A 26,761-nucleotide genomic window follows, 5' to 3' on the forward strand; every position below is an offset into this window, starting at 1 on the left:
GGCGAAGTAGATGAGACGTAAGGCATTGTTAGAACGGATGGGTGCGATTGGCCGCTCAGTCGCAGAGCATGATGGGACACTCATGCTCCTCGCGCTCGGTTCGATCGGGCTCGAGACGGATCGGCTCGACGACTATTCGGACCTCGATTTCTTCTTGATCGTCGAGGATGGGCATAAGGCCCGCTTTATCGACAATTTGGATTGGCTCGCCGTCGAGCCGCTGGCGTACCAGTTCCAAAACACGAAAGACGGACATAAGGTCATGTATGAGGACGGCATTTACGCCGAGTTCGCCGTGTTTGAAGTCGTTGAGATGCCTGGCATCGCCTACACGCCAGGCCGTGTCGTCTGGGAGCGGGACGAGGCGCTCCACGCCTTCGTAACGCCTAACGTCGTCACAGACGTCCCTGACGCCGCATATTGCTATGAAGAGGCGCTGACGAACCTATACGTCGGATTGCTCCGGGAACGACGTGGCGAGCGACTTGCGGGCTTTGAACTCATTCAAGTCGCGGCAATCAATAACGTGCTGAAGGCACATGGAGAGATGAGTGACCCGTTCAATCCGACGCGACGCGTCGAGACGAAGCATCCTGACGTGACTAGGCTCCTTGAGCAAGGGGTATTAGGCTATGGGCGTTCCGTCGAGGCGGCAGCTGCGATTCTCGGTTATATCGAGGCGCGTCATCCGGTGAACGCATCGTTGAAGCGAGAGATTGAGCGTTTGCTTGAAGCGTGAATGGTCGATTCGGAATGTGCTACATTTATAGAAGAGGTGATGAACATGGTGACACTATATGGCTATCCGCCATGCAGTACGTGTAAAAAAGCAGAGAAGTGGTTGAAAGAGAACGACGTCGAGTATACATACGTCCATATCGTCGAGGCGACACCGTCGAAAGATGAACTGGCCGAACTATGGAAACAGTCGGGTCTCCCGCTCAAAAAATTCTTCAATACGAGCGGCCAAGTATATCGAAACGAAGGCATCAAAGATCAACTGCCAAATTTATCAGAAGACGAACAACTCGAGCTTCTCGCGAGCAATGGTATGCTTTTAAAGCGTCCAATCGTGACAGATGGTCAAAAATCAACTGTCGGATTTTCAGAAAAGTCGTTTACAGACGTTTGGGGCGAAGTGCTATAATACTCGTGTGAGTCTAATTCATTTGAGGGGGAAGTTAAGATGAGCAAAGTACCTGCCAATCTACGTTATTCAAAAGAGCACGAATGGGTTGAAGTGAACGGAAGCGTGGCCCGCATCGGGATCACGGATTTCGCACAAAGCGAACTAGGGGATATCGTCTTTGTCGAACTTCCTGAAGTCGGCGGCACGATTTTACTCGATGAGCCGTTCGGTTCGGTCGAGTCGGTCAAAACCGTATCAGAGTTGTACGCTCCAATCTCTGGAAAAATCACAGCGGTGAACGAATCACTCGCCGATTCACCAGAACTCGTCAACGAGGCACCGTTCGAAGGCGCTTGGATGATCGAAGTCGAGTTGAACGATGCGTCAGACGTCGACAAACTCATGTCAGCCGAAGAATACGAAGCGATGATTCAAGGCTAAACAAAACCCGGTTTCTCTTCACGAGAAGCCGGGCTTTTTTGTTCATTCGAAATCGAGGCGGTAATGATCAGGCTGGATGAGCGACGTCCGGTTGAACAGGCGGTAGAAGATGATTCCGAGCGTTATCGGGATGAGTCCGAACAAGACGATGACGAGCATGACGTTCCAGAGCGCGAACCCTCCCGGCATCAAATGCAAGGCGTTGATTGGCCCGATGAGGCCGGAGACGCCGAAACCGGCACTGATCGGCGTGCCTTCGATCCGAAGGATGCCTGCGAGCGCTCCGAGGATGGCCGCATTGGCGAGTACGGGCAACATCATGATCGGACGACGGACGAAGTTCGCCATTTGAATCTTCGGTGACCCGAGGAAGTGGGCGATCGACGTTCCCGTCGCGTTCATCTGCCAGCCGGCGATGGCGAGACCGAAGCCGGCGGCGACGACCCCTAAGTTGGCGGCCCCGGCCGCGACACCAGACAGACTGATCGCTGTGGCGATGCCGACCGTCGAGATTGGCGAGACGATGATGAGCGAGAACGCCATCGCGATCAACATACCCATCACAATCGGCTGCAGTTCCGTCATCGTCATAATGATCGTCCCGACGTATGTGGTGATTTGTGAGATGTAAGTGAGCAGGAACGCCCCGATTCCTCCGGCGACGACGATGACCGTCATCGGTAAGACGAGTACCGTGTATGTCTTCAAGCGTGGCGACAACTGCATGACGAGGAACGTCGCGAGAGCGGCCGTCACACCGGCCGTGATGACGTCACCGATTCCAGCCATGAGGAACGCCCCTTCTTCGATGCGGATGGCGCCGCTCCCGACTTGGGTCGCGATGCCGATCGTGCCGGCCTCGAGTGCCGAGCGTCCGAACTGCATGGCGACGGCGACACCGATGATGACCGGTAAGAGACGCATCGCGATTGTCGTCGCATCTAAGATGAACTGCAGTGACGGAACATAAGGTAAGATGGCTTTCGTTAATTCACCGAGCAAGGCGCTCGGGATGAGGGCGATGAGGATGGCAAGACTGAGGCCGTTCAAGACGTTCATCAAAAACTGTTTTCTGGTAAGCTTCTCTTCCGTCATTGGGGATTCACCTGTCCTTTTCTACTGGTATGCTGTTATGTACAAAAGCAATAAAGTTAATGACCATACTATGCCTCTTTCTAGCAAGCGTCAATATAAAATGTTGAAATGTTCAGAATTTTCCATTTGAGCACAACTTTTGAACCGACCGGTCCGGATTCATATACTTAGAGGAGAGGTGAGAACAATGATTACTGACGGATTCTTATATATATACGCCCCGATGTGCGGTACATGCGCCGTGGCCGAGCGGATGCTCTCGGTCGTCGAGGCCGTCGACCCCGAACTCCAGATTGAAAAGCGCGATGCCAACTTTATCCCGAACGAGCTCGAGGTGTATCAAGTCATGAGCGTCCCGGCGCTATTGAAGCTGGAAAATGGCCAAGTTCGCGATCGTTTGTATGCGTTTCAAAACGTCCAGCACGTCCTATCTTTCGTCAAATGAGATAGGATGATTAGAATAATCTGAAAATTTTAAATAATCAGTTGACACAGAAAGTTCACGAATGATATATTCATTACAACATCTTACTTGAACACAACATAGGTCGAGATTTTCCCGTCAGCAAGACGTTTTCGAACAACCGTTGCATGAGCTTACGCGATTTCAGGTGGACCTTCCCTTCGATTGTCCCCCAAAAAAATCAAGCGTCGGGGCACCGGTCGCGTAATTGCATGGTCCGTTCGAAGACCGAGTGATGATCGGGTAAAAATCCCCCATATAAGGATGAATGCTCTGATCGGGCAAAAGAGGTTCATCTATGGGTTGTCCTTCAGTGACTCAAGTTGCTACGTTCTGTGTCATCCTCGGATGGCACCTTTTTTAATTTGTCTGAAAAAAATAGTTTGACATGAAAATAATGTGTCGCTATGATAAAGCTAATCAAATACGCAACCACTCTTATCAAGAGAGGCTGAGGGACTGGCCCTATGACGCCCAGCAACCGCGGAGCAATCCGAAATGGTGCTAATTCCAGCAAGGTGTAAACCTTGGAAGATGAGAGCAATCGTTGTCCGTACCGATAAAGTACGCACGTTTGCTCAAACGTGCGTACTTTTTTTGTTGTCAGGAGGGAAATGGATTGATTCAACTACGCAATGTGGCCAAATGGTTCGATACGAAAAACGGTCGGGTCCAGGCGGTCGATGATGTGTCGCTTACCATCGAAAGCGGCGAAATTTTTGGAATAATCGGATATTCAGGGGCGGGGAAGTCGACGCTCATCCGCTTGCTCAACCGACTCGAGGCACCGTCTAGCGGTGAAATCGTGGTCGCCGGCAGCGAGCTGACGAAGCTCACGCCTAAGGAACTACGCGGGGTACGTAAAAACGTCTCGATGGTGTTCCAACACTTCAACCTATTATGGTCGCGCACGGTCGCTGAGAACATCAGCTTCCCGCTCGAGCTCATCGGGGTACCGGCCAGCGAACGCAAACGCCGCGTCCAAGAACTTGTCGAACTCGTCGGCTTAGGCGGACGGGAAGACAGCTATCCGTCGCAACTATCGGGCGGTCAAAAGCAGCGAGTCGGGATAGCCCGTGCGCTCGCTACGAATCCAGAAGTGCTCCTCTGCGATGAAGCGACGAGCGCACTCGACCCGAAGACGACCGATTCGATTCTCGAACTGCTCGTCAGCATCAATAAAAAGCTCGGATTGACGATCGTCCTCATCACCCATGAGATGCACGTCATCCAAAAGATTTGCCACCGCGTCGCCGTCATGGAGGCCGGGAAGGTCGTCGAGACCGGACAAGTCGCCGAGGTGTTCCAACATCCGGAACAGCCGATCACGAAAGAGTTCGTCAAACAGATCGGCGCGGTCGAAGACATGTCGCTCACGTTCGAGCACTTGAAAGCGCGTTATCCGAGCGGTCAAATCGTCAAGCTCAAATTCTTGAACGAGACGGCCGAGCAACCGATTCTGTCAGAAGTGTTGAAGCAACATGACATCGGCTTCAACATCATCGGCGGGAACGTGACGCAGTCACAAGTCGGTGCCCTCGGGACATTATTCATCCAATTGATCGGAGAGCCGGCTGAAGTCGAGCGGGCCATCGCCTCAATCCGGTCGCAGGCAGTGGAAGTGGAGGTAGAAAGCGATGTTTCCTAATGTAGATTGGCAAGTCATGCTCGAGCAAACGTGGGAGACGCTCTATATGACGCTCGTCGCCGGAGCCGCGACGTTCGTCATCGGTCTCGCCCTCGGGATGCTCTTATACGTCACGAACGAACCGCTCATGATGAAAAACCGTCCGATTTACACGGTCATCAGCGCAATCGTCAACGTGTTCCGGTCGATCCCGTTCATCATTTTGATCATCTTGCTCATCCCGTTCACGTTACTCGTCGTCGGGACGATGCTCGGATCGACGGCAGCGTTGCCGGCGCTCATCATCGGTGCGGCTCCGTTCTATGCGCGGATGGTCGAGCTCGCCCTTCGTGAAGTCGACCGCGGCGTCATCGAGGCGGCTGAATCGATGGGTGCGACAAAATGGCAAATCGTCTATAAAGTGTTGTTCCCAGAAGCATTGCCGGCCATCGTGTCAGGCATCACGGTCACGATCGTCGCGATCGTCGGTTATACGGCGATGGCAGGGGTCGTTGGGGGCGGGGGACTCGGGAACTTGGCGTTCCTCGAAGGGTTCCAGCGCTCACAGAGTGACGTCACGTTCGTCGCGACCGTCTTAATCTTGGTTATCGTCTTCGTCATCCAGTTCATCGGCGATCGACTCGTATCAGTAATTGACAAGCGTTCCGCTTGATCTAAATAGAAAATTTGGAGGGGTTTTATAATGAAATCATGGAAAACAGTACTCGGATTGACAGCAGCTTCAGCACTCACGATTCTCGCGGCTTGCGGCGGAGATTCAGAATCAGGTTCGGGCGATGACAAGACGCTCGTCGTCGGTGCGTCAAACGTCCCGCACGCTGAGATTTTAGAGCACATTCAAGACGACTACGAAGAGAAGGGCTATACGCTCGAAATCAAGAAGTTCCAAGACTACGTCCTCCCGAACAAAACGCTCGCGGACGGCGAACTCGACGCGAACTACTTCCAACACGAGCCGTACCTCGAGTCGCAAATGGCTGAGAACAAAGACTACAAATTCGCATCAGCCGGCGGCGTCCACATCGAGCCGATCGGTGTCTACTCACAAGACTACAAATCACTCGATGAGCTGCCAGAAGGCGCTGAAATCATCATGAGTTCGTCAGTCGCTGACCACGGACGAATCCTCACGATGCTCCAATCAGAAGGCTTACTCACGCTCGCAGAAGGCAAGACGACGGACGCGACGGTTTCAGACATCGTCGACAATCCGAAAAACTTGGAGTTCAAGACGGACGTTGAAGCGGCACTTCTCCCGCAAGCGTTCAACAACGGTGAAGGGGACGCGGTCCTCATCAACACGAACTACGCGATCGATGCCGGCCTCAACCCGCTCGAAGACGCGATCGCCCTCGAAGGCGAAGACTCACCTTACGTCAACTTGATCGTCACACGTGAAGGCGACGAAGACGACGAGCGCGTCAAGGCACTCCTTGAAGTTCTCACGTCAGAAGAGACACAACAGTGGATCTTGGACGAATACAAAGGTGCAGTCGTACCGGTCAAACAATAATTGTCGTCAAGGCTCGGGACATCCCGGGCCTTTTTTGTTTGGAGTAGTTTTGACGCACCAATAGAAGTACACTACATATATGTAGAAAAAGGGGGGATCCGGATGAACATACGACACATTCATCCGCTGACGCTGGGTGTCTTATTTGGTACATTTTTTGCCCGGCTGTCGACATTTTTTGTTATGCCGTTTTTTGCGATTTATCTTGCGACGCTTGGCTTCTCGGCGAGTGTCATCGGGACGGTGTTCGCCATCTCGGCGCTATCGGGGTTGTTCATGAGCTTTTTCGGGGGCACGCTGTCTGACCGCTATGGGCGCAAACAGTTGATGCTCATCGGGATCGCCTTGAACGCGATCACGTTCAGCGGGTTCGCGCTCGTGACGGAATTATTTTGGTTTTACATGTTCTCGGTACTTATGGGCGTGTCGCGGTCGTTCCTCGAACCGGCGTCCCGCGCGCTCATCAGCGACACGACGCAACCGGACCAGCGCGTCATCGTCTACAATGTCCGCTACTTTTTAATCAATATCGCGGCGGCGATCGGTCCGTTGCTCGCGGTCGTGTTGTCGCTCACCGGGGCGAAGAGCGCCTTCTTCGTCGTCACGGGCGTCTATGTGTTATACGGTCTCGTCATCTCGACGCTGTTCCGGAAATATCCGTTCGAGGAAGGGGACGGCGTCAAAGTCCGGCCGCGCTTGACGGAGACGTTCCGTGTGTTACAACAAGATAAGACGTTCCGCTACGTCATCATCGGGATGATTTTCGCCATCATCGGCTATAGTCAGTTCAATGCGACGTTGCCGCAGTTCATCGCGTTCCATGACGGCTTCAGTGATGGCTCACGTTTGTTCGCCTATCTGTTGACGGTCAATGCGATCACCGTCCTCGTCGTCCAATATCCGATCATGCGCTTCGGGATTCGCGTGTCGCCGATCAAGTCACTCTTTTTCGGCGTCGGGACGCTGTCGACGGGGCTCCTGCTCATCGGTTTTGCGACCGAGACGTGGGTGTTGTTCATCGCGATGGTCATCTTCACAATCGGTGAGGTGCTTATGTTCACGATGACGGACGTATTGACGGACGAATTGGCACCGGCTCATCTGCGCGGGACGTATTTCGGGGCGATGGGGTTGACGGCGCTCGGTCAGACGATCGGCCCCGTCATCGGTGGGGTGTTGCTCGATGGGTTTGATAACGCCGCGTTGCCAGTGTTTGGAAGCTTGGCCGTGTTGACGGCTTGCGGCGCCTTCTTCTTCGCCGGCGCCTTGAAAGAACGGAAAGCAAGTTTGGCCTTAATCGAGGAAAAAGTTGGATTAAGTCTTGATTTCCCGATATTCTCATTCTCAACATTTAAGTTTTATTGAGAATGAATAATAAGGTGAGTCGCTTGAAATAAAAAATTGCCTAGATTAAGATTAGAATATATCTAATCTACGCCAAAAATGGCGAGAAAACGGAAGGGGTATCCGAATGTCTAACGTACCACACATGAAAATTGATGACCTCCGCGTCTCAATCGAAGGAAAAGAGATCGTCAAAGGTCTTAATCTTGAAATTAAAGGTGGCGAAATTCACGCCATCATGGGTCCTAACGGGACGGGTAAATCTACACTCGCATCGGCACTTATGGGACATCCATTGTATGAAGTAACAGGCGGAAGCGTCGATTTGAACGGCGAAGACGTACTCGACATGGAAGTTGACGAGCGCGCGCAAGCCGGAATGTTCCTCGCGATGCAGTATCCTGCTGAAATCAGTGGTGTCACGAATGCCGATTTCTTGCGTTCAGCAATCAACTCACGCCGCGAAGAAGGACAAGAAATCTCACTCATGAAGTTCATCCGTGAACTCGATGCGAAAATGGACGTCCTCGAGATCCCTTCAGCAATGGCACACCGCTATTTGAACGAAGGCTTCTCAGGCGGAGAGAAAAAACGTAACGAGATTCTTCAAATGATGATGATTAAACCGAACATCGCCATCCTCGATGAAATTGACTCAGGTCTCGACATCGATGCGCTCAAAGTCGTCGCCAAAGGCGTCAACGAAATGCGCAACGAAGAGTTCGGCTGCTTGATCATCACGCACTATCAACGTCTCCTTAACTACATCGAGCCAGACTTTGTTCACATCATGATGGACGGTAAAATCGTCATGTCAGGTGGCAAAGAGCTTGCACAACGACTCGAAGCAGAAGGTTACGACTGGGTGAAGCAAGATCTTGGAATGACAGTAGACACAGAAGCGTAAGGAGGCTGTACGATGACCGTACAATTTGAATTGGATGCACAAGCAGTAGCGGCACGTGCAGAGGCGCTCGGTGGACCGGCATTTATGGTCAACCGTCGCAAAGAAGCAGCAGAACTTGCGCCGACTCTCGCCTTGCCAAAAGTTGAAAAGATCAAGATTGATAAATGGGACTTCGTCTCTGGAGACGTCGAGCTCACGAAGCACGACGGCTTGACGCCTGAAATCGAAGCACTTCTTGGAGACCACCGTACAAACGTGCTCGTTGAACGCAACGGTCATGTGGTCTACAACGAACTCGTGACGCCAGAAGGTGTCCTCTTCATGGGTATCAACGAAGCGATGGAACAACATCCGGACCTCGTCGAGAAGTACTTCATGACGGAAGGTGTCCGCGTGGACGAAGAACGTTTGTCTGCGTTGAACGCTGCCCTCATGAACGGTGGTGCGTTCCTATACGTACCGAAGAACGTCCAGTTGAAAGACCCGCTCCAAGCCATCTTCACGATGGAACAAGCGAACGGCGCGCTCTATCACCACACGATCATCGTCGCGGACGAAGGCAGTGAAGTGACGTATGTCGAGAGCTTCCTCTCGAACACGAACGAGCCGCACACGGTCAACGCCGTGACAGAAGTGTTCGCAGCCGCGAACGCGAAAGTCGTCTTCGGTGGCGTCGATCAGCTTGCTGAGTCGGCCCTCTCGTTCATGAACCGCCGTGGTGTCGTCTATGAGAACGCACGCCTTGAATGGGCGCTCGGTCACATGAATGACGGCAACTCGCTCGTCGAGACGAAGACACACCTCGTCGGAGACAACACGTTCTCAGACACGAAAGCCGTCACGGTCGGTCGTGGCGCACAGAAACAAAACTTCAACATCCGGACGGACCATTTCGGGAAGTCGTCAGAAGGGTTCATTTTGATTCACGGTGTCCAAAAAGACTCGGCCACGGCCATCTTCAGCGGGACATCGATGATTCACCATGGCGCTTCGAAATCGAACGGCGTTCAAACGGAACGTGTCCTCATGTTGTCTGAAAAGGCACGTGGCGACGCGAACCCGATTCTCCTCATCGATGAGGACGACGTCATGGCCGGTCACGCCGCTTCGGTCGGACGCGTCGACGACGTGCAGCTCTACTACTTGATGAGCCGCGGTCTGTCGCGTAAAGAAGCCGAACGTTTGATCATTCACGGATTCTTGAACCCGGTCGTCGAGCAACTCGCGATCGAGTCGGTCAAAGACCGTCTCCGTGAAGTCATCGAAGGGAAAGTACGTTAAGATGATCGATGCCTCGATTCGTAAACAGTTCCCGATTTTAGATCAGGAAATCAACGGTCATCCGCTCGTCTATCTCGACAGCGCGGCGAGCTCCCAAAAACCGCTTGCTGTCATCGAGGCGATCGAGGATTACTATCGCCGCATCCACTCGAACGTGCACCGGGGCGTCCATACGCTCGGGACGCACGCGACGGATGCGTATGAAGGGGCGCGGGAGCGCGTCCGTTCATTCATCAACGCCGCCGTCCCGGAAGAGATCATCTTCACACGCGGGACGACGACGGCGATTAACCTCGTCGCGTCAAGCTACGGGGATGCCAACGTCGAAGCGGGGGACGAGATCGTCCTCACGCCGATGGAGCATCACGCCAATTTGATTCCGTGGCAACAGCTCGCCAAGCGTAAAGGGGCCAAACTCCGTTACGTCGAATTGACGCCGGACGGTCGAGTCACGCTCGACGCGGTCCGTGCCGTCTTGTCGGACCGGACGAAAATCGTCGCCATGAGTCACGTCTCGAACGTGCTCGGTACGATCAACCCGATTGCCGACGTGGCGAAGCTCGCCCACGAGAAAGGCGCGGTCATGGTCGTCGATGCGGCGCAAAGCGCACCGCACCGTAAACTTGACGTGCAAGCACTCGACTGCGACTTCCTCGCCTTCTCAGGCCATAAGATGCTCGGTCCGACCGGGATTGGGGTCTTATACGGGAAGAAACAGTTGCTTAAAAACATGGAGCCGGTCGAATTCGGTGGCGAGATGATCGATTATGTCGACTTGTATGAGTCGACATGGAAAGACATCCCGTACCGGTTCGAAGCAGGGACGCCGATCATCGCCGGCGCCGTCGGTTTGGCAGCGGCCATCGACTTTTTAGAAGACCTCGGTCTCGAGAACGTCGAAGCCCACGAACGGGCGCTTGCGACGTACGCCATCGAACAGATGCGGACAATCGAAGGTATCCAAATCTTCGGGCCAGAGGAACGGGTCGGACTCGTCACGTTCAACTTAGGTGACGTGCACGCCCACGACTTAGCGACCGTCTTGGATATGCAAGGCATTGCGGTCCGGGCCGGCCACCATTGTGCTCAGCCGCTCATGCGTCTCCTGAAGCAATCATCGACAGCCCGAGCGAGCTTCTACTTGTACAATACGAAAGAAGAAGTCGACCGCTTCATCGAAGGGCTACGTCAAACGAAGGAGTATTTCAATTATGAGTTTTAACAATCTCGACATGTTGTACCGACAGGTCATCATGGATCATTATAAAAACCCAAGAAACCGTGGCGTCATCGAAGATGGCGTGACGATCGACTTGAACAACCCGACATGCGGGGATTCACTCCGACTCCAACTCCAAGTCGAGGATGGAATCGTGAAAGATGCCAAGTTTGAAGGGGAAGGCTGTTCGATCAGTCTCGCCTCGGCATCGATGATGACTCAAATCGTGAAGGGCAAGTCTGTTGACGAGGCACTCCAATTGGCCAACATCTTCTCGGAGATGGTCCAAGGGAAAGACTACGATACAGACACGTTCGACCTAGGCGACATCGAAGCGTTGTCTGGCGTCTCAAAGTTTCCGGCTCGCATCAAGTGCGCCACGCTCGCGTGGAAAGCGCTTGAAAAGGGAGTCGACGAGGAAGCGTAAGTAGAAGGAGGAGACCGATATGGCGAAAAACATGCCTGACATTGGCGATTATAAATATGGCTTCCATGACCGAGACATCTCGATTTTCCGTTCAGGCCGCGGCTTGACGAACGAAATCGTAGAGACGATCTCGCGCATGAAAGAAGAACCGGCATGGATGCTCGAGTTCCGTTTGAAATCACTCGAACAGTTCCGCAAAATGCCGATGCCGACATGGGGCGGCGATCTCACGGCACTCGATTTCGATGAGATCACGTATTATGTCAAACCGTCTGAAAAGACAGAGCACTCGTGGGACGAGGTTCCTGAAGAAATCAAACGTACGTTTGACAAGCTCGGAATCCCGGAAGCGGAGCAAAAATACTTGGCAGGCGTTTCGGCTCAGTATGAGTCTGAAGTCGTCTATCACAGCATGCAAGAAGACTTCGAAGCGAAAGGTGTCGTCTTCAAAGATACAGACACGGCGCTTAAAGAAAATGAAGACCTCTTCCGTGAGTATTTCGGAAAATTGATTCCGCCGACGGACAACAAGTTCTCGGCACTCAACTCGGCTGTTTGGTCAGGTGGCTCGTTCATCTACGTACCAAAAGGCGTGAAGCTCGAGCAACCGCTCCAAGCTTACTTCCGCATCAACTCGGAGAACATGGGTCAGTTCGAGCGGACGCTCATCATCGTCGACGAGGGCGCATCTGTCCATTACGTCGAAGGATGTACAGCACCGGTCTACACGACGAACTCACTTCACTCAGCGGTCGTTGAGATTTTCGTCAACAAAGACGCGTATTGCCGTTATACGACGATTCAAAACTGGGCGAACAACGTCTACAACTTGGTCACGAAGCGTGCCGTCTGTGAAGCGGGTGGATCGATGGAGTGGATCGATGGTAACATCGGTTCGAAACTCACGATGAAATACCCGGCCGTCATCTTAAAAGGTGAAGGCTCACGCGGTATGACGCTCTCAATCGCCCTCGGCGGTAAAGGGCAGCACCAAGATGCCGGCGCGAAAATGATTCACCTCGCACCGAACACGTCATCTTCAATCGTCTCGAAGTCGATTTCGAAACAAGGCGGAAAAGTCTCGTATCGCGGTATCGTCCACTTCGGCCGTAAAGCGAAAGGCGCACGTTCGAATATCGAATGTGACACGCTCATCATGGACAACGAGTCGACGTCGGACACGATCCCGTACAACGAGATCTTGAACGATCAAGTCTCACTCGAGCACGAAGCGAAAGTCTCTAAAGTGTCAGAAGAGCAACTCTTCTACCTCATGAGCCGTGGAATCTCGGAAGAAGAAGCGACGGAAATGATCGTCATGGGCTTCATCGAGCCGTTCACGAAAGAATTGCCAATGGAATATGCCGTCGAAATGAACCGTCTCATCAAGTTCGAGATGGAAGGATCAATCGGGTAATCTATTCATGTAACCAGCGAAGCGTAGCTTCGCTGGTTTTTTGTATAATCAAATGAGGAGGTGCGTGTCGAGTGAAGCGATTTCAGTTAAAGAGCAAAACATTAATGGCGTTCATGCATCAGATTCTTGTGCGGTGTCCTCGATGTGAGCAGCGCGCCGACATAATCGTTCATGAAGAGGTACGTCTTAGTTGTCTGGCCTGTGGGTACGTACGGATGTATTCGGATCAAGGCATACGGGTAGAAAGAGGCGCCTACGATCCTTTCTTTAGACTTCCACTTTATTTACAGACGAACTGCTGTGGTCATATCCTATGGGCTTATAACCAGGAGCACCTCGCGTATATGAGACAGTACGTGGAAGCAGATATTCGGACGAGCGACGGCGCGAACCGAAGTATGGAGAGTCGCTTGCCCAAGTGGATGAAGCAAAAACATAATCGAGAAGACGTGTCGCGGGCAATCAAGCGCTTAGAGATCGTATATGAGAAGGGATGAACCGGGATGGACCGACAAAAACGGCTACATGAAATTGAAAAGCGGCAATTGACATCCGTGATGAACAAGACGAAGTGGGAGGAACTGAGACGAGCGGTGGCACCTGAATGCTTATCTGAAGCGCCTTATCAAATCAAATATGTATTAGAAGACACACCAAGTCCTGAATTTTTATCGAAGACGGCTGATCTCTCAAGTGATTGGGATGATGGCTTTCCTTATCCGACCGCTTCAATCGAATGGATGCGGATTCTACCTATCGTCAAAGAAGCTCGTGGTTCTATCATGGAACCAGAGATTCATGATGTAACCGATAAATTTCATCACATATTGAGACGACTAAAGATACCTTTTGTAATGGAAGGTGAGATTATTTGTATTTTTGGTTATGTTCGAGATACGGGGATTTTCGAAAGAGAGGAGAATTAAAACATGTATGAAGATATAGGTGGCGGACGAGTCGAAATCACGGACCGGTTAACGGAGTCAGAAGTACTTGAACTCATACAGTTGGAAACCCTGCACACGATTCAATTCTCTGATGTTGTATCACAAGAAACGTTTATGTTATTAGAAGCGCATCTCTTTTCAAAACGTGATGACATCGTGTTGCGTGCACATAGCTTTGATTTTGCACGGTGCGACTTATCTAATCTTGCGTATGTCCCGTCAGTAAGAAGGTTATATGTTGACGTTGATCGTAGAATAACGAATTTAAACGTCATTCATCAGCTTCGTTCGTTAACTGAACTCGTGTTACACGTCTATCGATTAGAAAGTTTAGACATTTTAGACGGTGTGACAGAGCACCTGATTGACCTCTCGATCGGGGCGACGAAGTCGACGAAGCCCGATTTATCGGTGATTAGTCGATTCTCGAGACTAAAACGTTTGCGCATAGAAGGACATACGAAAGGCATCGATGTGTTGAGGAGACTCCCTCAATTAGAAGAGCTGACGTTACGGTCGGTACGATTACATAACTTTTCTTGTTTAGGCGGTCTTGAAAAACTGACAACACTGAACATCCTATTAGGCGGGACACGCGATTTGACGGCACTTTCCTCATTAAAAGCGCTACAACATTTGGGGTTGCGGCACATTCGGGGATTAGAAGATTTATCCGTCATTTCTGAATTGCTCGAGTTGCGAACACTTCATTTACAGTCGCTTCGTCGTGTTCAACAATTACCTGATGTTAGTAAACTTTATCACTTGAAAAGAATAGAAATCGAACATTTACAAGGCCTGATCAATCTTTCAAGCTTAGGTGAAGCACCCTCGTTACGACAATTTTTCCCATTTTTCTGCGAAGCATATGCAATTCAAAGATTATGTACCTCTTTTAGAAAACCCGATTGTGGAGGAAGTAGTGGTCGATTTTGGTAGCGTGCGTCGGAATGACGAATTTACAGAAATGATGAACCAGTACGGGAAGGTTGAGATCAGTGATTGGGATTAACGCATTCTAGCATATGGCGAGTACGAGAGGATTCAAAAATATGGTATATTTGAATAAAATTGAACACATACATTCAAAGAAAGTCAGGTGAAGCCATGCAACTCTCCATCCGAGCTACAGGCGAACACGTAGAAGTCTTGTCCTATTTGCTTGCTAAAAATCCAAACAATATATATGAACGCACTGAAAACGGTCATCTCGTCCGGATGTTCTTTAACCGCTTTGAGGCTGAACATGTAGACGTCACATTTTTCGTAACGCCCGACCCAATCGAACTTTCACGTAACAATGCTGGCCAATACGATATTACTTCATACATAAATGACCGAGAATTTGCCGTCAGCAGTATTTTTTGCTCGTTATTACGAACGGCCCTCGGCACGGCGCTCAACGGTAAACCAAAACCAGAATATGCGGAATGGGTCAATCATTCGTTTCCGTTACACATTTCTGTTGGGCCGATTGCGAGTGCATTAAGTGATGGAGCCATTCGTGAGTTGTTCGAACCACTCGGTTATCAGGTGGAGTTCGTCTATAGCGAGACAACCGACGATTTAGATTTAACGAAGAAACACTCTGCCCGAATGCTACAATTGTCAGGCATGACGACACTTCAATCGGCATTGCGACAATTGTATGTTTTGATTCCTGTCATGGACAATTATAAGCATTATTTTATCGATGAGAAAGAAATTGAAAAACTCAAACGTTACGGGGAAGGATGGTTAGATTCTCATCCACAACGTACATATATTTTGAAACAAGCATTGCGCTTCAAAGACGTATATCGTCTCTTAGAAGAGGAGCCGGTAGCTAAAGTACAAAAAGCGGATCACCAGCGGTTGAACGACCTGCGTTATGAGGCAATCATCGGAAAAGTGAGCGCCTTACCAGAGCGTCGTGTCGTCATTGATATGGGTGCCGGAGAAGGGAAGCTTGCGAGCAAACTTGGTTTTGTGCCTGGGATTGAACTGATTTATGCGGTCGAACCGTCTGAGCGTGAGCGACTCAAGGCATTAAAACGTTATGAAAAAAATGCCGAAGATAAAACATTTAATCAACCGGTGTCGATGTTCGGTTCGCTGTTTTATGTGGATGACCGATTACGCGGAGCGGACGTCTTCATTCTTTGTGAGGTCATCGAACATATCGATGAAGATCGTATTCCTAAGATGATGGCCACACTTCTCGATACGTACCGACCGAAGTCACTCTTCGTGACGACACCAAATCGAGAGTATAACAAGGTGTATGGGCTCGATTCGTCATATCGACACCCGGATCACCGCTTCGAGTGGACGAGGTCAGAGTTCATGTCTTTTTGTGAGACGCAAGCAGCGCTGTTCGGTTACTCGTGTACGTTCAGTGGGATAGGCGAAAACCATCCGACGTTTGGAGAGCCGACTCAACTCGCCGAGTTTACAAGAAAGCAGGTGTTATAATGCGGATTCAACTTCCTTATGCGGGAATTGTATTATTGGTCGGACCGTCTAATAGCGGAAAGTCGACATGGCTCAAACAATTAATCGAAGACGAAACGATTCGTCCGAGCGAAGTCGTCAGTTCGGATGATTACCGGAAACTTGTCGGGGATGTCGAGCATATCGATTGGAAAGGACATCCGCCGGACGAAGCTGACACGCTTTATGAAGCGTATCAAGACATATCCACAGAGGCGTTTGCGCTGATGACTTCACTCATCGAAGCAAGGGCGCGACTCAATAAACTGACGATAATCGACGCGACACACCTCTATGCGTCTGACCGTAAAACTTATATCGAATTGGCACGACGGTTGCATCAACCTATCTACGCGCTAGTCTTAGACGTCGAACAACACACATTACTTGAGCGTGATCAACAACGCGATTTCCCTCGTGGGGGGCGACGTGTAAAACAACAAGTTCAAGTGTTCAATCGGGAAAAGCGCTCGATGAAACGCGAAGGATTCGACCAACTTCACATCGTTGCAGACGTTGAGAAAGTCGAACTTGTGCGCCAAATGAATAATCCTCTCCATATATCGGCGGATCATGGGATTGATGTGATTGGGGACATTCACGGATGTTTCGATGAGTTCATCGAGTTGCTCGGACGCTTAGGATACATCCAAAACGAAGAAGGGTTATACGTACATCCAGAAGGACGCACCTTCTTGTCACTTGGAGATATTACGAGTCGCGGTCCGAAGTCACTTGACACCATTTTGTTCTTCATTCGGCACGTCGAAGCGGGTGTTGCGAAAATGATTGATAGTAATCATGGCTGGAAAGTGTTGCGCTGGCTCGAAGGACGAAACGTTACGATGAAGCATGGGGATGAGCTATTTGTGGAAGAACTCCATGCATTCGAAGAGGAGAATGGCGCAGAATTAACGGAGGCGTTAAAGTCTTCAATGAAGCGCCTGCTAAAACATGCACCCTCTCACTATGTTCTGACCAAGCACGATATTCCGACAGCAGTCTGTGTCCATGCCGGTATTCGAGACGAGTTCATTGGTAAGTCCTCTCGAGAGATTAGTGATTTTTGTCGCTACGGTGACAATGATGGATTTGATGACGCAGGTAAGCCGATTCGAAAAGATTGGACGGTGCATCATCGCTCGAACAAGTTAATCATTTGGGGACACGATCCGCGTCCACGTCCACTACGTCTCAATCAAACCATTAATATCGATCAAGGTGTGGTTTTTGGTGGGCGCTTGACGGCATTTCGTTATCCGGAACAAACCATCGTTCAAGTGGAAGCAAAGCAAGATTATGCACAAGTCGATGACAATCCGCTCGCGATGCTAGAAGCGAAACGATTAGACCCACCAAATATCGGGAAGTTTATGAATGGCTATACGGTAGAAACGGAAGCCATCGGTGCAGTAAAGGTCTCGAAAGAAACAGCATTACCGTCCATTGATCTCGTATCACATCATACCGTCCCGCTTGAAGAGTTGGTTTACATTCCACCGACGATGAGCCCGACACCGAAGCCAGCTGCTGAGGAGGGTTATCTCGAGCACCCAAACGAAGCGATTGCCTATTATCGAGAACTTGGGATTACGCGACTGATCGCTGAGAAAAAGCATATGGGGAGTCGTGCAATTCTACTTCTATTTAAGAATGAGGATGCTGCAGAGCAAGCGATTGGCCGACGAACGAAGGGGATCATTTATACGCGTTCAGGTAGACGGTTCTTTGAATCTGAGCAAGAGCTTGAAGTCGTTACGCGACTTCATCAGTCGTTGACATCAAACGATTACTTCGCGTCGCATCAAACAGAGTTTGTCTTACTTGATGCCGAAATCCTGCCTTGGAATTTGAAAGCGAGAGAGTTGATTCGTCATCAGTATGCTCACGTCGCTGAGCAAGCGTTACTCGATCGAGAGCAATTAAAACGTTCGCTCGAGTCAGCTGTAGACCGCGTGGATGGCGTTCGTGAATGGTATAGAGAAGTGAGTCAAAAGCTGGAACAAGCCGAGACATTTAAACAGGCGTTTCAAACGTATTGTTGGGACGTTGAAGATCTTAACGCGATTAAGATTGCACCTTTCCATGTGTTGGCACATAGCGAAGAAACGTTTTTTGATAAGACGCATGAATGGCATATGACCATGAATCAGAGATTTTCAGAAATGGATGAACTGTTTTTAGCGACCGATTATAGAATCATTGAAGATGCCGAGACTGAAACTGATGTGATTGAATGGTGGAAAACGATGACTGAAGACGGTCACGAGGGAATCGTCATCAAACCAGAGCGGTTTTTGACGCAAGTTGAAGGGAAACTGATTCAACCTGCGATCAAAGTACGTGGTCGGAAGTACTTATCCATCATCTATGGAATGGATTATTTAGAACCTAACAACTTGAAGCGATTAAAAAAACGGAACGTCTCGAAGAAACAAAAGCTCGCCTTGCGTGAATTTGCACTTGGGATAGAAGGTGTGAAACGTTTTGTGGAGCGAGAATCGCTCGAAAGGTATCATGAATGCGTTCTGGCGACACTTGCGATGGAAGCCGAGCCAGTTGATCCAAGACTATAAAGATTAGGGAGGAATGATTGAATGGAAACGATTGATCCAAAAGACATCACCCGCATCGCCGTCGTCGGCGCCGGCTGGGTCGGTATCAGTTTCGCCTATCAACTGTCGATGGCGGCGCTCTGTGAAGAGCTCGTCTTGATCGACTCGAACCACGCCAAGGCCGAAGGGGAGGCGATGGACCTCAACCATGGCATCTCGTTCGCCCCGAGCCCGGTCCGCATTTGGGCGGGGGAGTACGCGGACTGCCGTGACGCCGATATCGTCGTCATCACGGCCGGTGCTGCTCAAAAGCTCGGTCAGACCCAGATGGACCTGGCTGCACAAAACGCGGTCGTCGTCCGTGACGTCACGAAACAAGTCATGGCGAGCGGATTCGACGGCATCATCGTCGTTGCGACGAACCCGGTTAACGTCATGGCGCACGTCGCCTGGAAGGCGTCCGGCTTGCCAAAGCACCGCGTCATCGGTTCGGGTACGGTGCTTGACACGGCCCGTCTTCGTTATAAGGTCGGTGAGTACTTCGACTTGTCTTCACGGAACTGCCACGTCTATTACATGGGCGAGCATGGCGCCGGGGGATTCGTCGCCTGGGACAATGCCCGCATTTATGGGAAGTCGATGAAGCAGTTACTTGAGGAGAATGAATCGTACCGCCAAGAAGATTTGGACGCCATCTATCAAGACGTCCGCGATGCGGCGAATCAAATTATCGAATATAAGAGCGCGGCGTACTACGCGATTGGGCTCGGTCTCCTCCGGATCGTTCGCGCCATCGTCCGGAACGAGAACTCCGTCGTGACGATCGGTGCTCATCTCGACGGAGAATACGGTGCCTCTGGGCTCCATATCGGCGTACCGGCCTTGATCGATCGGACCGGTATCCGCCAAATCGTCGAGATCGAACTGACGAACGAGGAACAACAACAGTTCGACGCCTCGGTCGGACGGATTCGTCAAGCGATCGACAAGATTGAATCGAGTTCATAAAAAAGGCCCGGCTGCGATTGCAGCCGGGTTTGTCGTTACGAAGCCTTCTTCTCGGCGACGTCTTTCTTATAATATTTCTCGGACGTGAAGAACTCGGTCGTCAAGCGCTTCACTTCACCGCTCAACATCAAGACGGCGATCATGTTCGGGATGAGGATCATCGCGAGCATGAAGTCGAGGAAGTTCCAAATCATTTGGGCGCCGCCGATCGCACCGATGACGATTGAGGCGATATAGACGACTTTCATCAAGAATCCGGCCTTCAACCCGAACAAGTACTCGGCTTGGCGCGACCCGTAAAAGATGATGACGATGATCGTCGACAAGACGAAGAAGATGAGCGAGATCGTGACGAGCAGGCTACCCGTGTAACCGAAGTACTGTTGGAATGCGATCGTCGTCAGAGCGGCCGGGTCGTTCATGGCGCCGGCCTCTGTCCATACACCGGAAGACAAGACGACGAACGCCGTCGTGCTACAGATGATGAGCGTATCGATGACAATCCCGATCACGGCCCAGAAGCCTTGACGAACCGGATGATCCGTTTGGGCGGCCGCGTGGGCGATTGGTGCCGTCCCGAGTCCAGCCTCGTTCGAATACAGACCGCGGGCGAAGCCCCAACGAATCGTCTCAGCAATCGCGGCACCGGCGAAACCGCCAAGGGCAGCCATCGGTTGGAATGCGTACGAGAAGATGAGCCCGAGTACTTCCGGGATTTGCGAGAAGTTCATCAAGACGATGATGAACCCGGCACCGACATAGACGAGCGCCATCGCCGGGACGATAACCTCCGTCACTTTGGCGATCCGCTTCACTCCGCCGAAGACGACGAGCGCGACGAGGCCCGCGACGATGAGTCCGGTCACGAGCGTATTGCCGTCGAACGTCTCGCGGACGGCCGAACTGACGGCGTTGCCTTGGACCATGATACTCGGAATGAGTTCAATCATGAGGGCGAAGGCGAACCAGGAAGCGAGCCATTTCAACTTCAAGCCTTTGGCCATATAGTAGACGGGACCGCCGACAAATTCCCCGGCCTCGTTTTTCTCGCGGTAACGGACAGCGAGGACGCTCTCCGAGAACTTGATGGCCATCCCGACGACGGCGATGACCCACATCCAGAAGATGGCACCGGGACCACCGAACATGATGGCAGCCGGGACCCCGATGATGTTGGCGGCACCGATTGTCGACGACAAGGCCGACGTGAGTGCTTGGCGGGGACTGATGTCGCCTTCGCCTTTTGGTTTTTTAAAGACACTGCCTAACGTTTGTTGCAATATGTATATCGGGTATCGAAATTGGAAGAACCCTAGACGAATCGTCAAATAAAGTCCAGACAAGACAAGTAATGAGATGATTGGCACTCCCCATAGCCAATCCGAAAACGTCGTCACCATATTCACAAGTTGTTCCACATCACCACTCCTATCCATTATTTTACTTAAATATTATTTCCTAACTGTAGCGTCATTAAACCTGTTATTTCACATACAAGGAGGAATACATGCATGAAACAAGCACAACATCTCATCGTATCGGGTCGTGTCCAAGGGGTCGGTTTCCGCTACTTCGCTCAAGCGACAGCGCTTGAATACGGCATCACGGGTTGGGTTCGGAACTTGAATGACGGGACGGTCGAACTTCAAATCGAAGGAGACGCGGAGAGACTCGAATCTTATAAACGTGCTTTATATGACGGCAATCGTTTTGTCGGGGTCGAACGCATCGAAGCCGAAGAGGCGACGATCGAATCCTTCCGGAAATTCGATATCCGTTATTGACCATTTCTCTCATAAAGAGCAATCCTTCCTCATTTACTCGCCGATAATTTGTAAAATGAGGGAACGGTTCCATATGAAAAATCCACATTTCAAAAAAATAAACATCATTTTTAAGGATAGGGTGGTCAAAAAAATGAAAGTGTGTATAATGAAATAGACCAAGCGCTTTATTGTCAGAAAATTTAGTCATTTGATTCATTGGGTAACACGGAAGGTATTACATGTATGTGGAGGTAGTTGTATGAAAAAATCGACATTATTCCCGTTAGCGTTCACGATTTTCGCATTATTCTTCGGGGCCGGGAACTTGCTGTTCCCACCGATGCTAGGTGCGATGGCAGGACAGAACCTCGTCCCAGCCCTAGTCGGCTTCGTCATTACCGGCGTCGGGCTACCATTACTCGCGCTCTTCGCAGTCGCGCGGGTCGGCGGTGGGTCTGACCAAATCGCTCGGTATATTCCGAAGCGTCTTGCTCTCGTCTTGACGGGATTAATGTACGTGGCAATCGGGCCGTTCTTCGGGATTCCTCGGACGGCAGCCGTCACGTATGAGATGGGAGTCGTACCGTTCCTCGGTGCGCCATCTACGCTCACGCTCGCAATCAGTTCAACTGTCTTCTTCGGATTAACGTTCTTCTTGACGTTACGCGCTCAAAAATTGATTGAAATCATCGGACGCATCATCACACCAATCCTCTTGCTCTTGCTTGCGGCAATCGGAATCACGAACCTCGTGGCTCCACTCGGGAAGCCGGTCGCACCAGCAGAAGGATATGAGACATGGATCGGTGCGCTCGGGGAAGGTTTCAAACAAGGTTACTTGACGATGGACGTCTTCGGCGCACTCGTCTTCGGTGCCATCGTGCTCGTCACGCTCAAAGCGAACGGTATGACAGACCAAAAAGAAGCGTCTTCGCTTCTCCGCTCGTCAGGCTTACTTGCCGTCACATGTTTGATGCTCGTCTATATCTCGCTCGGATCGATCGGAGCGAATATGACGGGTCAAACGGGGACGACAGATGGCGCAAGCTTGCTTCAAGCGTTCGCCGGTTCTTCATTCGGACAAGTCGGAATGCTCGCACTTGGGGCAGCAGTCTTCCTCGCTTGTTTGACGACAGCGGTCGGGCTCATCACTGAGTTCTCACGCTTCATCAGCAACACGTTCGAATCACTCAAGTATTATCAGGTCGTTATCGCGACGACGTTGTTCGGCTATCTCATCTCACTCGTCGGACTCGGTACGTTGATTCAAATCGCGGTACCGCTTCTCACGCTCTTGTATCCGGTCATGATCGCACTCGTTCTCGTGTCGATCACGGAACGGATTCAACGCAACCCTCACGTCGCCATGAAGGCGACAGTGTATACGGCCCTCGTGCTCTCGCTCTTTGAGACGACACACGGTTTGGCGCCGTCTGCTGCAACCGAATGGATCACGAACTTGCCGATGGCTGAGATCGGGCTCGCCTGGGCGGTTCCAACGTTGATCGTGTATGTGATCACGCTTTTCTTACCGAAACAACGTTCCAATCAATCACTCGCTCAATCACGTATCTCATAAGCAAGTGAACGAACACCCATCCTCTGGTCAAGGATGGGTGTTTTGCTGTCTTATCGTTTGCTCATTCCATTCATCAACAAGTAAAATGAAAGGATGAAAAGGAAGTGACATACATTGACGACTAAACAAAAGAAACAATTGGCGATTCTCATGTTGAACATGTTCATCGCTGTAGCAGGATTCGGGATCATCATTCCGATCATTCCTGATTATTTGAAGATGATCGGAGAAGGCGGCACTGCTGCCGGTCTCATGATCTCAGTCTTCGCAGGGGCCCAGTTGCTCATGTCGCCGATCGCCGGGAAATGGGCGGATGTTTACGGGCGCCGTCTAATGATTATTTTAGGTCTGATCGGCTTTACCGTCTCGATGGGCGTCTTTTACTTATCTGACAACCTGACCGTCCTCTTGATTTCACGGGCGATCGGCGGCGTCGGGGCCGCGCTATTGATTCCGGCGATTTTCGCCTACGTGGCCGACATCACCACGCTCAAGCAACGGGCGAAAGGGAACAGTTATATTTCCGCGGCAATGTCGCTCGGGATCGTTATTGGACCGGGGATCGGTGGCTTCTTCGCTGAGTTCGGTTTGAAGGCGCCGCTTCTCTTGTCAGCGATTGTCTCGTTCGTCGCCGTCATCTCGTCGATCATTCTATTGAAGGAACCGGATCGAGAACCATACGTTCAAACGAGCGAGAGCGAGTCGTTGCCGCGCCAACTCGTGTCGTCGACACGGAAGCCGTATTTCTTCGTGCTCGTCATCAACTTGGTCATGGCGTTCGGTTTGATGGCGTATGAATCTGTCCTCGGCTTGTTCGTCAGTGAGACGTTCAGCGCGACACCGCAACAAATCGCGGTCATGATCACCGGGACAGGCATCGTCAGTGTCATCGTGCAGCTGTTCGCCGTCGACCGTCTCGTTTCATTGCTCGGTGAGATCAAAGTCGTGCTCATCTTCATCATGCTCGCCGCGCTCGGCTTCTTGTTCTCGCTGTTCGCCGGGTCTTACACGATTTTCTTCGCCGTCACGTTGATTATCTTCTTGTCGACGTCGATTTTACGACCGGTGTTGAATACGCTCGTGTCGAAAATGGCCGATAAGGAACAAGGGTTTGCGATGGGGATGAACAACGCCTATATGAGCATCGGCAATATCGTCGGGCCGACGCTCGCCGGGATTGCGTTTGATATCGATATGCGCTATCCGTTCGTGATGGGACTCGTCCTGTTGCTCGTGACGTTCGCCGGAACGTTGAACTGGTCGAAGCGGAAAGCGACGGCCACGTTCGAACAATGATGTAAGGAGGGAACATGATGATTTATGTCGGTGTGACGGGATGGGGCGACCACGATTTGCTCTATACGAACCCGGAAGAACGTAAACATAAACTGTCGACCTACGCGGGGCATTTTCCGACTGTCGAGATCGATTCCTCGTTTTATGCGATTCAACCTGTGAAGAACTATGAGAAGTGGAACCAGGAGACACCGGAAACGTTCCAGTTCGTCGTCAAAGTTTCCAGGGAAATGAGCGGACATGACCGCGAACCGAAATTACCGCTCGCCGAACTGTTCGAACGGTACCGGACCTCGGTCGAACCGTTGAAGCAGGCCGGAAAACTCCGGGCCGTGCTCGTCCAGCTGCCGCCGTGGTTTGACGTCTCAAAGCCGCATCTCGATTATTTGCGGACGATTCGCGACGAGTTGAAGGACTATGACATCGCGATCGAGTTCCGCAACCCGACTTGGTTCTCCGAGGCGTTCCGGGAGCGGACGCTCGCTTTCTTGACGGAACTTCGGTTCATCAACACGATCTGTGATGAGCCGCAGACGAAAGAGAGCAGCATCCCGTTCGTGCCGGTCGTGACCAATCCGGAAGTGGCCGTCGTTCGCTTACACGGGCGCAACACGGCTGGCTGGCTTAGAAAACCAGGAATGACGAGCCAAGAGTGGCGTCATGTGCGTTGTCTGTATCGCTATAGTGAAGACGAACTGCAAGAGCTCGCGGCGGCGCTTAAACAAGTCGACGCAGCGGCGAAGTCGGTGTACGTCTACTTCAACAACAACTCGGCCGGAGACGCGGTACCGAACGCCAAACGGTTGATCGAGATCCTCGGTGCCGAATATGAGCTCGCCCCGAGCCAAATCAGCCTGTTCTAGGAAGGGGAATCGTCTTGAGAACGATCACGATGTATCATTATAATGACTTACATTCGAAATTTCATAACTGGCCGCGTCTCGTCTCGTTTTTGAACGAGCACCGGACAGAAGAGACGCTCGTCTTCGATCTCGGCGACCATGCCGATCGGACCCATCCGGCGACGGAAGTGACGCGAGGACAAGTGAACGTCCGCCTGCTCAATCGCGTCCAACCGACGGCGGTCACGATTGGGAACAACGAAGGCATCACGTTCCCGCATGACTGGCTCGTCCATCTATACGAAGAAGCGGAGTTCCCGGTGTTGCTCGCGAACGTCTATCAGGCGGATGGCACGAGACCCGATTGGGCGACGGAGACGCTCGTCGTCGAACGAGACGGACTCCGCATCGGGCTGTTCGGCGTGACGGCACCGTATGAAGAACTTTATCCGGAACTCGGTTGGGCCATCGAAGCGCCACATGAGGCGACGAAACGTGCGCTTGAAACACTCCGAGATTGTGATGTCGTCATCGCCCTCAGCCACCTCGGTTTTTACGCCGATGAACGGCTCGCCGAAGCGTTTCCGGAAATCGATGTTATTCTCGGGGCCCATACCCATCACGTGCTCGATGATGGGGTCGTCACGAACGGCGTCCTGATCGCCCAGGCCGGCAAATACGGGCAATACGTCGGGGAAGTGGAACTCACCCTCGATGGGAACCGAATCATCGAGAAGCGGGCCAGTTTGCATGACTTAACGGAACGAGAGACAGATGAAGCGACGGTTTCGACCTTACAAGAAGAATACAGCCAAGCCGAGCGGCTGCTCGACGTGACCATCGCTGACACGCCGGGTTATCCGAGCGACTGGTTCGGCCCATCTGCCCTCGGTGAACTGTTGGCAGGCGGGCTGGCGGACTGGTGTGACGCTGAAGTGAGCGTGATCCCGGCAGGCGTCCTATTGGAAGGGTTATTGCCGGGGCACGTCACGCTCAATATGCTTCACCGCATCTGTCCGCATCCGATCAATCCTTGTCTGCTCTCGCTGGACGGAGCCACGCTGATTCGTTTTTTAAACGATGTCCAAGAAGAAGCGTTCACGACGATGCATGTCCGTGGCCTCGGATTTCGCGGAACGGTGCTTGGTGCCCCGATTGTCCACGGTCTCGAGTTGAGGCATGGTCGCTATTACGTCCACGGTCAGGAAGTCGAGCTCGATGAGATGTATCGCGTCGCCACGGTCGACATGTTCACGTTCGGTCCGCTCCTTCCTTACTTGGCCGACCAGACGAAGCGTTACTTCATGCCAGAACTGCTCCGTGATGTGTTGCGGGAAACGATTGTGACACGCCATAATGCCATCCGAAAAGGATAGGGGCGGGGCCGGTCGGCATGATATGATAGGAGAGTG

At 51.6% G+C, this 26,761-nt stretch carries 26 protein-coding genes and 1 riboswitch; of the genes, 24 read left to right on the forward strand and 2 right to left on the reverse strand.

Features of this window, described 5'->3' with window-relative positions; translation table 11 throughout:
* Nucleotides 1-10: 10 nt before the first annotated feature.
* Genes KNP79_RS02715 through gcvH form a run of 3 tightly spaced genes read left to right on the forward strand, consistent with a single transcriptional unit; the run spans nt 11 to nt 1,570 of the window.
* Nucleotides 11-739: a hypothetical protein gene (locus KNP79_RS02715; protein ID WP_214752974.1), complete on the forward strand. Its 729-nt coding sequence runs from the start codon at nt 11-13 to the stop codon at nt 737-739.
* 45 nt (nt 740-784) lie between these two features.
* Nucleotides 785-1,147 carry an arsenate reductase family protein gene (locus KNP79_RS02720; protein WP_034778464.1) on the forward strand — a complete coding sequence of 121 codons (363 nt, stop codon included), beginning with the start codon at nt 785-787 and terminating at the stop codon, nt 1,145-1,147.
* A 39-nt stretch (nt 1,148-1,186) separates the two neighbouring features.
* Nucleotides 1,187-1,570, forward strand: a complete 384-nt coding sequence (gcvH, locus tag KNP79_RS02725) for a glycine cleavage system protein GcvH (RefSeq protein WP_021065488.1) — start codon at nt 1,187-1,189, stop codon at nt 1,568-1,570.
* Between the two features lie 42 nt (nt 1,571-1,612).
* Here gcvH and KNP79_RS02730 read toward each other — a convergent pair whose 3' ends face one another.
* A complete protein-coding gene (locus tag KNP79_RS02730; RefSeq protein WP_251132857.1) occupies nt 1,613-2,629 on the reverse strand; it encodes a PTS sugar transporter subunit IIC in 1,017 nt (338 codons plus the stop codon).
* A 223-nt stretch (nt 2,630-2,852) separates the two neighbouring features.
* On the opposite strand from KNP79_RS02730, the gene KNP79_RS02735 reads away from it, so the two are divergent.
* The 16 genes from KNP79_RS02735 (at nt 2,853) to KNP79_RS02810 (ending at nt 19,866) form a co-directional block, all read left to right on the forward strand.
* Nucleotides 2,853-3,110, forward strand: coding sequence for a thioredoxin family protein (locus KNP79_RS02735; protein ID WP_214752978.1), 258 nt, complete (start codon nt 2,853-2,855; stop codon nt 3,108-3,110).
* Nucleotides 3,111-3,563: 453 nt separating this feature from the next.
* Nucleotides 3,564-3,669: riboswitch (SAM riboswitch) on the forward strand.
* Between the two features lie 78 nt (nt 3,670-3,747).
* On the forward strand, nt 3,748-4,776 hold the full coding sequence (locus KNP79_RS02740; protein ID WP_034778457.1) for a methionine ABC transporter ATP-binding protein: 1,029 nt from the start codon (nt 3,748-3,750) through the stop codon (nt 4,774-4,776).
* On the forward strand, nt 4,766-5,428 hold the full coding sequence (locus KNP79_RS02745) for a methionine ABC transporter permease (RefSeq protein ID WP_034778455.1): 663 nt from the start codon (nt 4,766-4,768) through the stop codon (nt 5,426-5,428). The genes KNP79_RS02740 and KNP79_RS02745 overlap by 11 nt, the downstream gene beginning before the upstream one ends.
* A 30-nt stretch (nt 5,429-5,458) precedes the next feature.
* Nucleotides 5,459-6,289 carry a MetQ/NlpA family ABC transporter substrate-binding protein gene (locus KNP79_RS02750; protein WP_214752980.1) on the forward strand — a complete coding sequence of 277 codons (831 nt, stop codon included), beginning with the start codon at nt 5,459-5,461 and terminating at the stop codon, nt 6,287-6,289.
* 102 nt (nt 6,290-6,391) lie between these two features.
* The gene (locus KNP79_RS02755) at nt 6,392-7,654 is read left to right on the forward strand and encodes an MDR family MFS transporter (RefSeq protein ID WP_215191237.1); all 1,263 of its coding nucleotides are present in this window, start codon (nt 6,392-6,394) and stop codon (nt 7,652-7,654) included.
* Nucleotides 7,655-7,778: 124 nt separating this feature from the next.
* Nucleotides 7,779-8,540, forward strand: coding sequence for a Fe-S cluster assembly ATPase SufC (gene sufC / locus KNP79_RS02760; RefSeq protein ID WP_215191238.1), 762 nt, complete (start codon nt 7,779-7,781; stop codon nt 8,538-8,540).
* 12 nt (nt 8,541-8,552) lie between these two features.
* Nucleotides 8,553-9,821, forward strand: a complete 1,269-nt coding sequence (gene sufD, locus KNP79_RS02765; RefSeq protein ID WP_215191239.1) for a Fe-S cluster assembly protein SufD — start codon at nt 8,553-8,555, stop codon at nt 9,819-9,821.
* Nucleotide 9,822: 1 nt separating this feature from the next.
* Nucleotides 9,823-11,043, forward strand: a complete 1,221-nt coding sequence (locus KNP79_RS02770; protein ID WP_034778443.1) for a cysteine desulfurase — start codon at nt 9,823-9,825, stop codon at nt 11,041-11,043.
* Nucleotides 11,033-11,467, forward strand: coding sequence for a Fe-S cluster assembly sulfur transfer protein SufU (sufU, locus tag KNP79_RS02775; RefSeq protein ID WP_034778441.1), 435 nt, complete (start codon nt 11,033-11,035; stop codon nt 11,465-11,467). Before KNP79_RS02770 ends, sufU begins: the two co-directional genes overlap by 11 nt.
* A 19-nt stretch (nt 11,468-11,486) precedes the next feature.
* Entirely contained in the window at nt 11,487-12,884 is a 1,398-nt protein-coding gene (gene sufB / locus KNP79_RS02780; protein ID WP_034778439.1) for a Fe-S cluster assembly protein SufB, read from the forward strand.
* Nucleotides 12,885-13,228: 344 nt separating this feature from the next.
* Nucleotides 13,229-13,381: a hypothetical protein gene (locus KNP79_RS02785; RefSeq protein ID WP_214752984.1), complete on the forward strand. Its 153-nt coding sequence runs from the start codon at nt 13,229-13,231 to the stop codon at nt 13,379-13,381.
* A 6-nt stretch (nt 13,382-13,387) separates the two neighbouring features.
* The gene (locus KNP79_RS02790; protein ID WP_214752986.1) at nt 13,388-13,810 is read left to right on the forward strand and encodes a DUF6678 family protein; all 423 of its coding nucleotides are present in this window, start codon (nt 13,388-13,390) and stop codon (nt 13,808-13,810) included.
* 3 nt (nt 13,811-13,813) lie between these two features.
* A complete protein-coding gene (locus tag KNP79_RS02795) occupies nt 13,814-14,770 on the forward strand; it encodes a leucine-rich repeat domain-containing protein (RefSeq protein ID WP_214752988.1) in 957 nt (318 codons plus the stop codon).
* 168 nt (nt 14,771-14,938) lie between these two features.
* Nucleotides 14,939-16,285, forward strand: coding sequence for a 3' terminal RNA ribose 2'-O-methyltransferase Hen1 (locus tag KNP79_RS02800; RefSeq protein ID WP_214752990.1), 1,347 nt, complete (start codon nt 14,939-14,941; stop codon nt 16,283-16,285).
* Complete coding sequence (locus KNP79_RS02805; protein ID WP_214796980.1) at nt 16,285-18,879, forward strand: polynucleotide kinase-phosphatase; 2,595 nt, start codon at nt 16,285-16,287, stop codon at nt 18,877-18,879. Before KNP79_RS02800 ends, KNP79_RS02805 begins: the two co-directional genes overlap by 1 nt.
* Nucleotides 18,880-18,900: 21 nt before the next feature.
* Nucleotides 18,901-19,866, forward strand: coding sequence for an L-lactate dehydrogenase (locus tag KNP79_RS02810; protein WP_214752994.1), 966 nt, complete (start codon nt 18,901-18,903; stop codon nt 19,864-19,866).
* Between the two features lie 35 nt (nt 19,867-19,901).
* Here KNP79_RS02810 and KNP79_RS02815 read toward each other — a convergent pair whose 3' ends face one another.
* A complete protein-coding gene (locus tag KNP79_RS02815) occupies nt 19,902-21,266 on the reverse strand; it encodes an alanine/glycine:cation symporter family protein (protein WP_251132873.1) in 1,365 nt (454 codons plus the stop codon).
* Nucleotides 21,267-21,377: 111 nt separating this feature from the next.
* Here KNP79_RS02815 and KNP79_RS02820 point away from each other — a divergent pair, with 111 nt between their 5' ends.
* From KNP79_RS02820 to KNP79_RS02840, 5 genes are all read left to right on the forward strand, one after another.
* Complete coding sequence (locus KNP79_RS02820; protein ID WP_034778432.1) at nt 21,378-21,650, forward strand: acylphosphatase; 273 nt, start codon at nt 21,378-21,380, stop codon at nt 21,648-21,650.
* A 241-nt stretch (nt 21,651-21,891) separates the two neighbouring features.
* Nucleotides 21,892-23,211, forward strand: a complete 1,320-nt coding sequence (brnQ, locus tag KNP79_RS02825) for a branched-chain amino acid transport system II carrier protein (protein ID WP_034778429.1) — start codon at nt 21,892-21,894, stop codon at nt 23,209-23,211.
* Between the two features lie 114 nt (nt 23,212-23,325).
* Nucleotides 23,326-24,507, forward strand: coding sequence for an MFS transporter (locus tag KNP79_RS02830; RefSeq protein ID WP_034778427.1), 1,182 nt, complete (start codon nt 23,326-23,328; stop codon nt 24,505-24,507).
* 17 nt (nt 24,508-24,524) lie between these two features.
* A complete protein-coding gene (locus KNP79_RS02835; protein ID WP_215191241.1) occupies nt 24,525-25,370 on the forward strand; it encodes a DUF72 domain-containing protein in 846 nt (281 codons plus the stop codon).
* Nucleotides 25,371-25,384: 14 nt separating this feature from the next.
* Entirely contained in the window at nt 25,385-26,725 is a 1,341-nt protein-coding gene (locus tag KNP79_RS02840; RefSeq protein ID WP_251132858.1) for a bifunctional metallophosphatase/5'-nucleotidase, read from the forward strand.
* Nucleotides 26,726-26,761: the final 36 nt, after the last annotated feature.

The organism is Exiguobacterium sp. s7 (genome assembly GCF_018618195.1).
GTDB classification, from domain to species: domain Bacteria; phylum Bacillota; class Bacilli; order Exiguobacteriales; family Exiguobacteriaceae; genus Exiguobacterium; species Exiguobacterium mexicanum_A.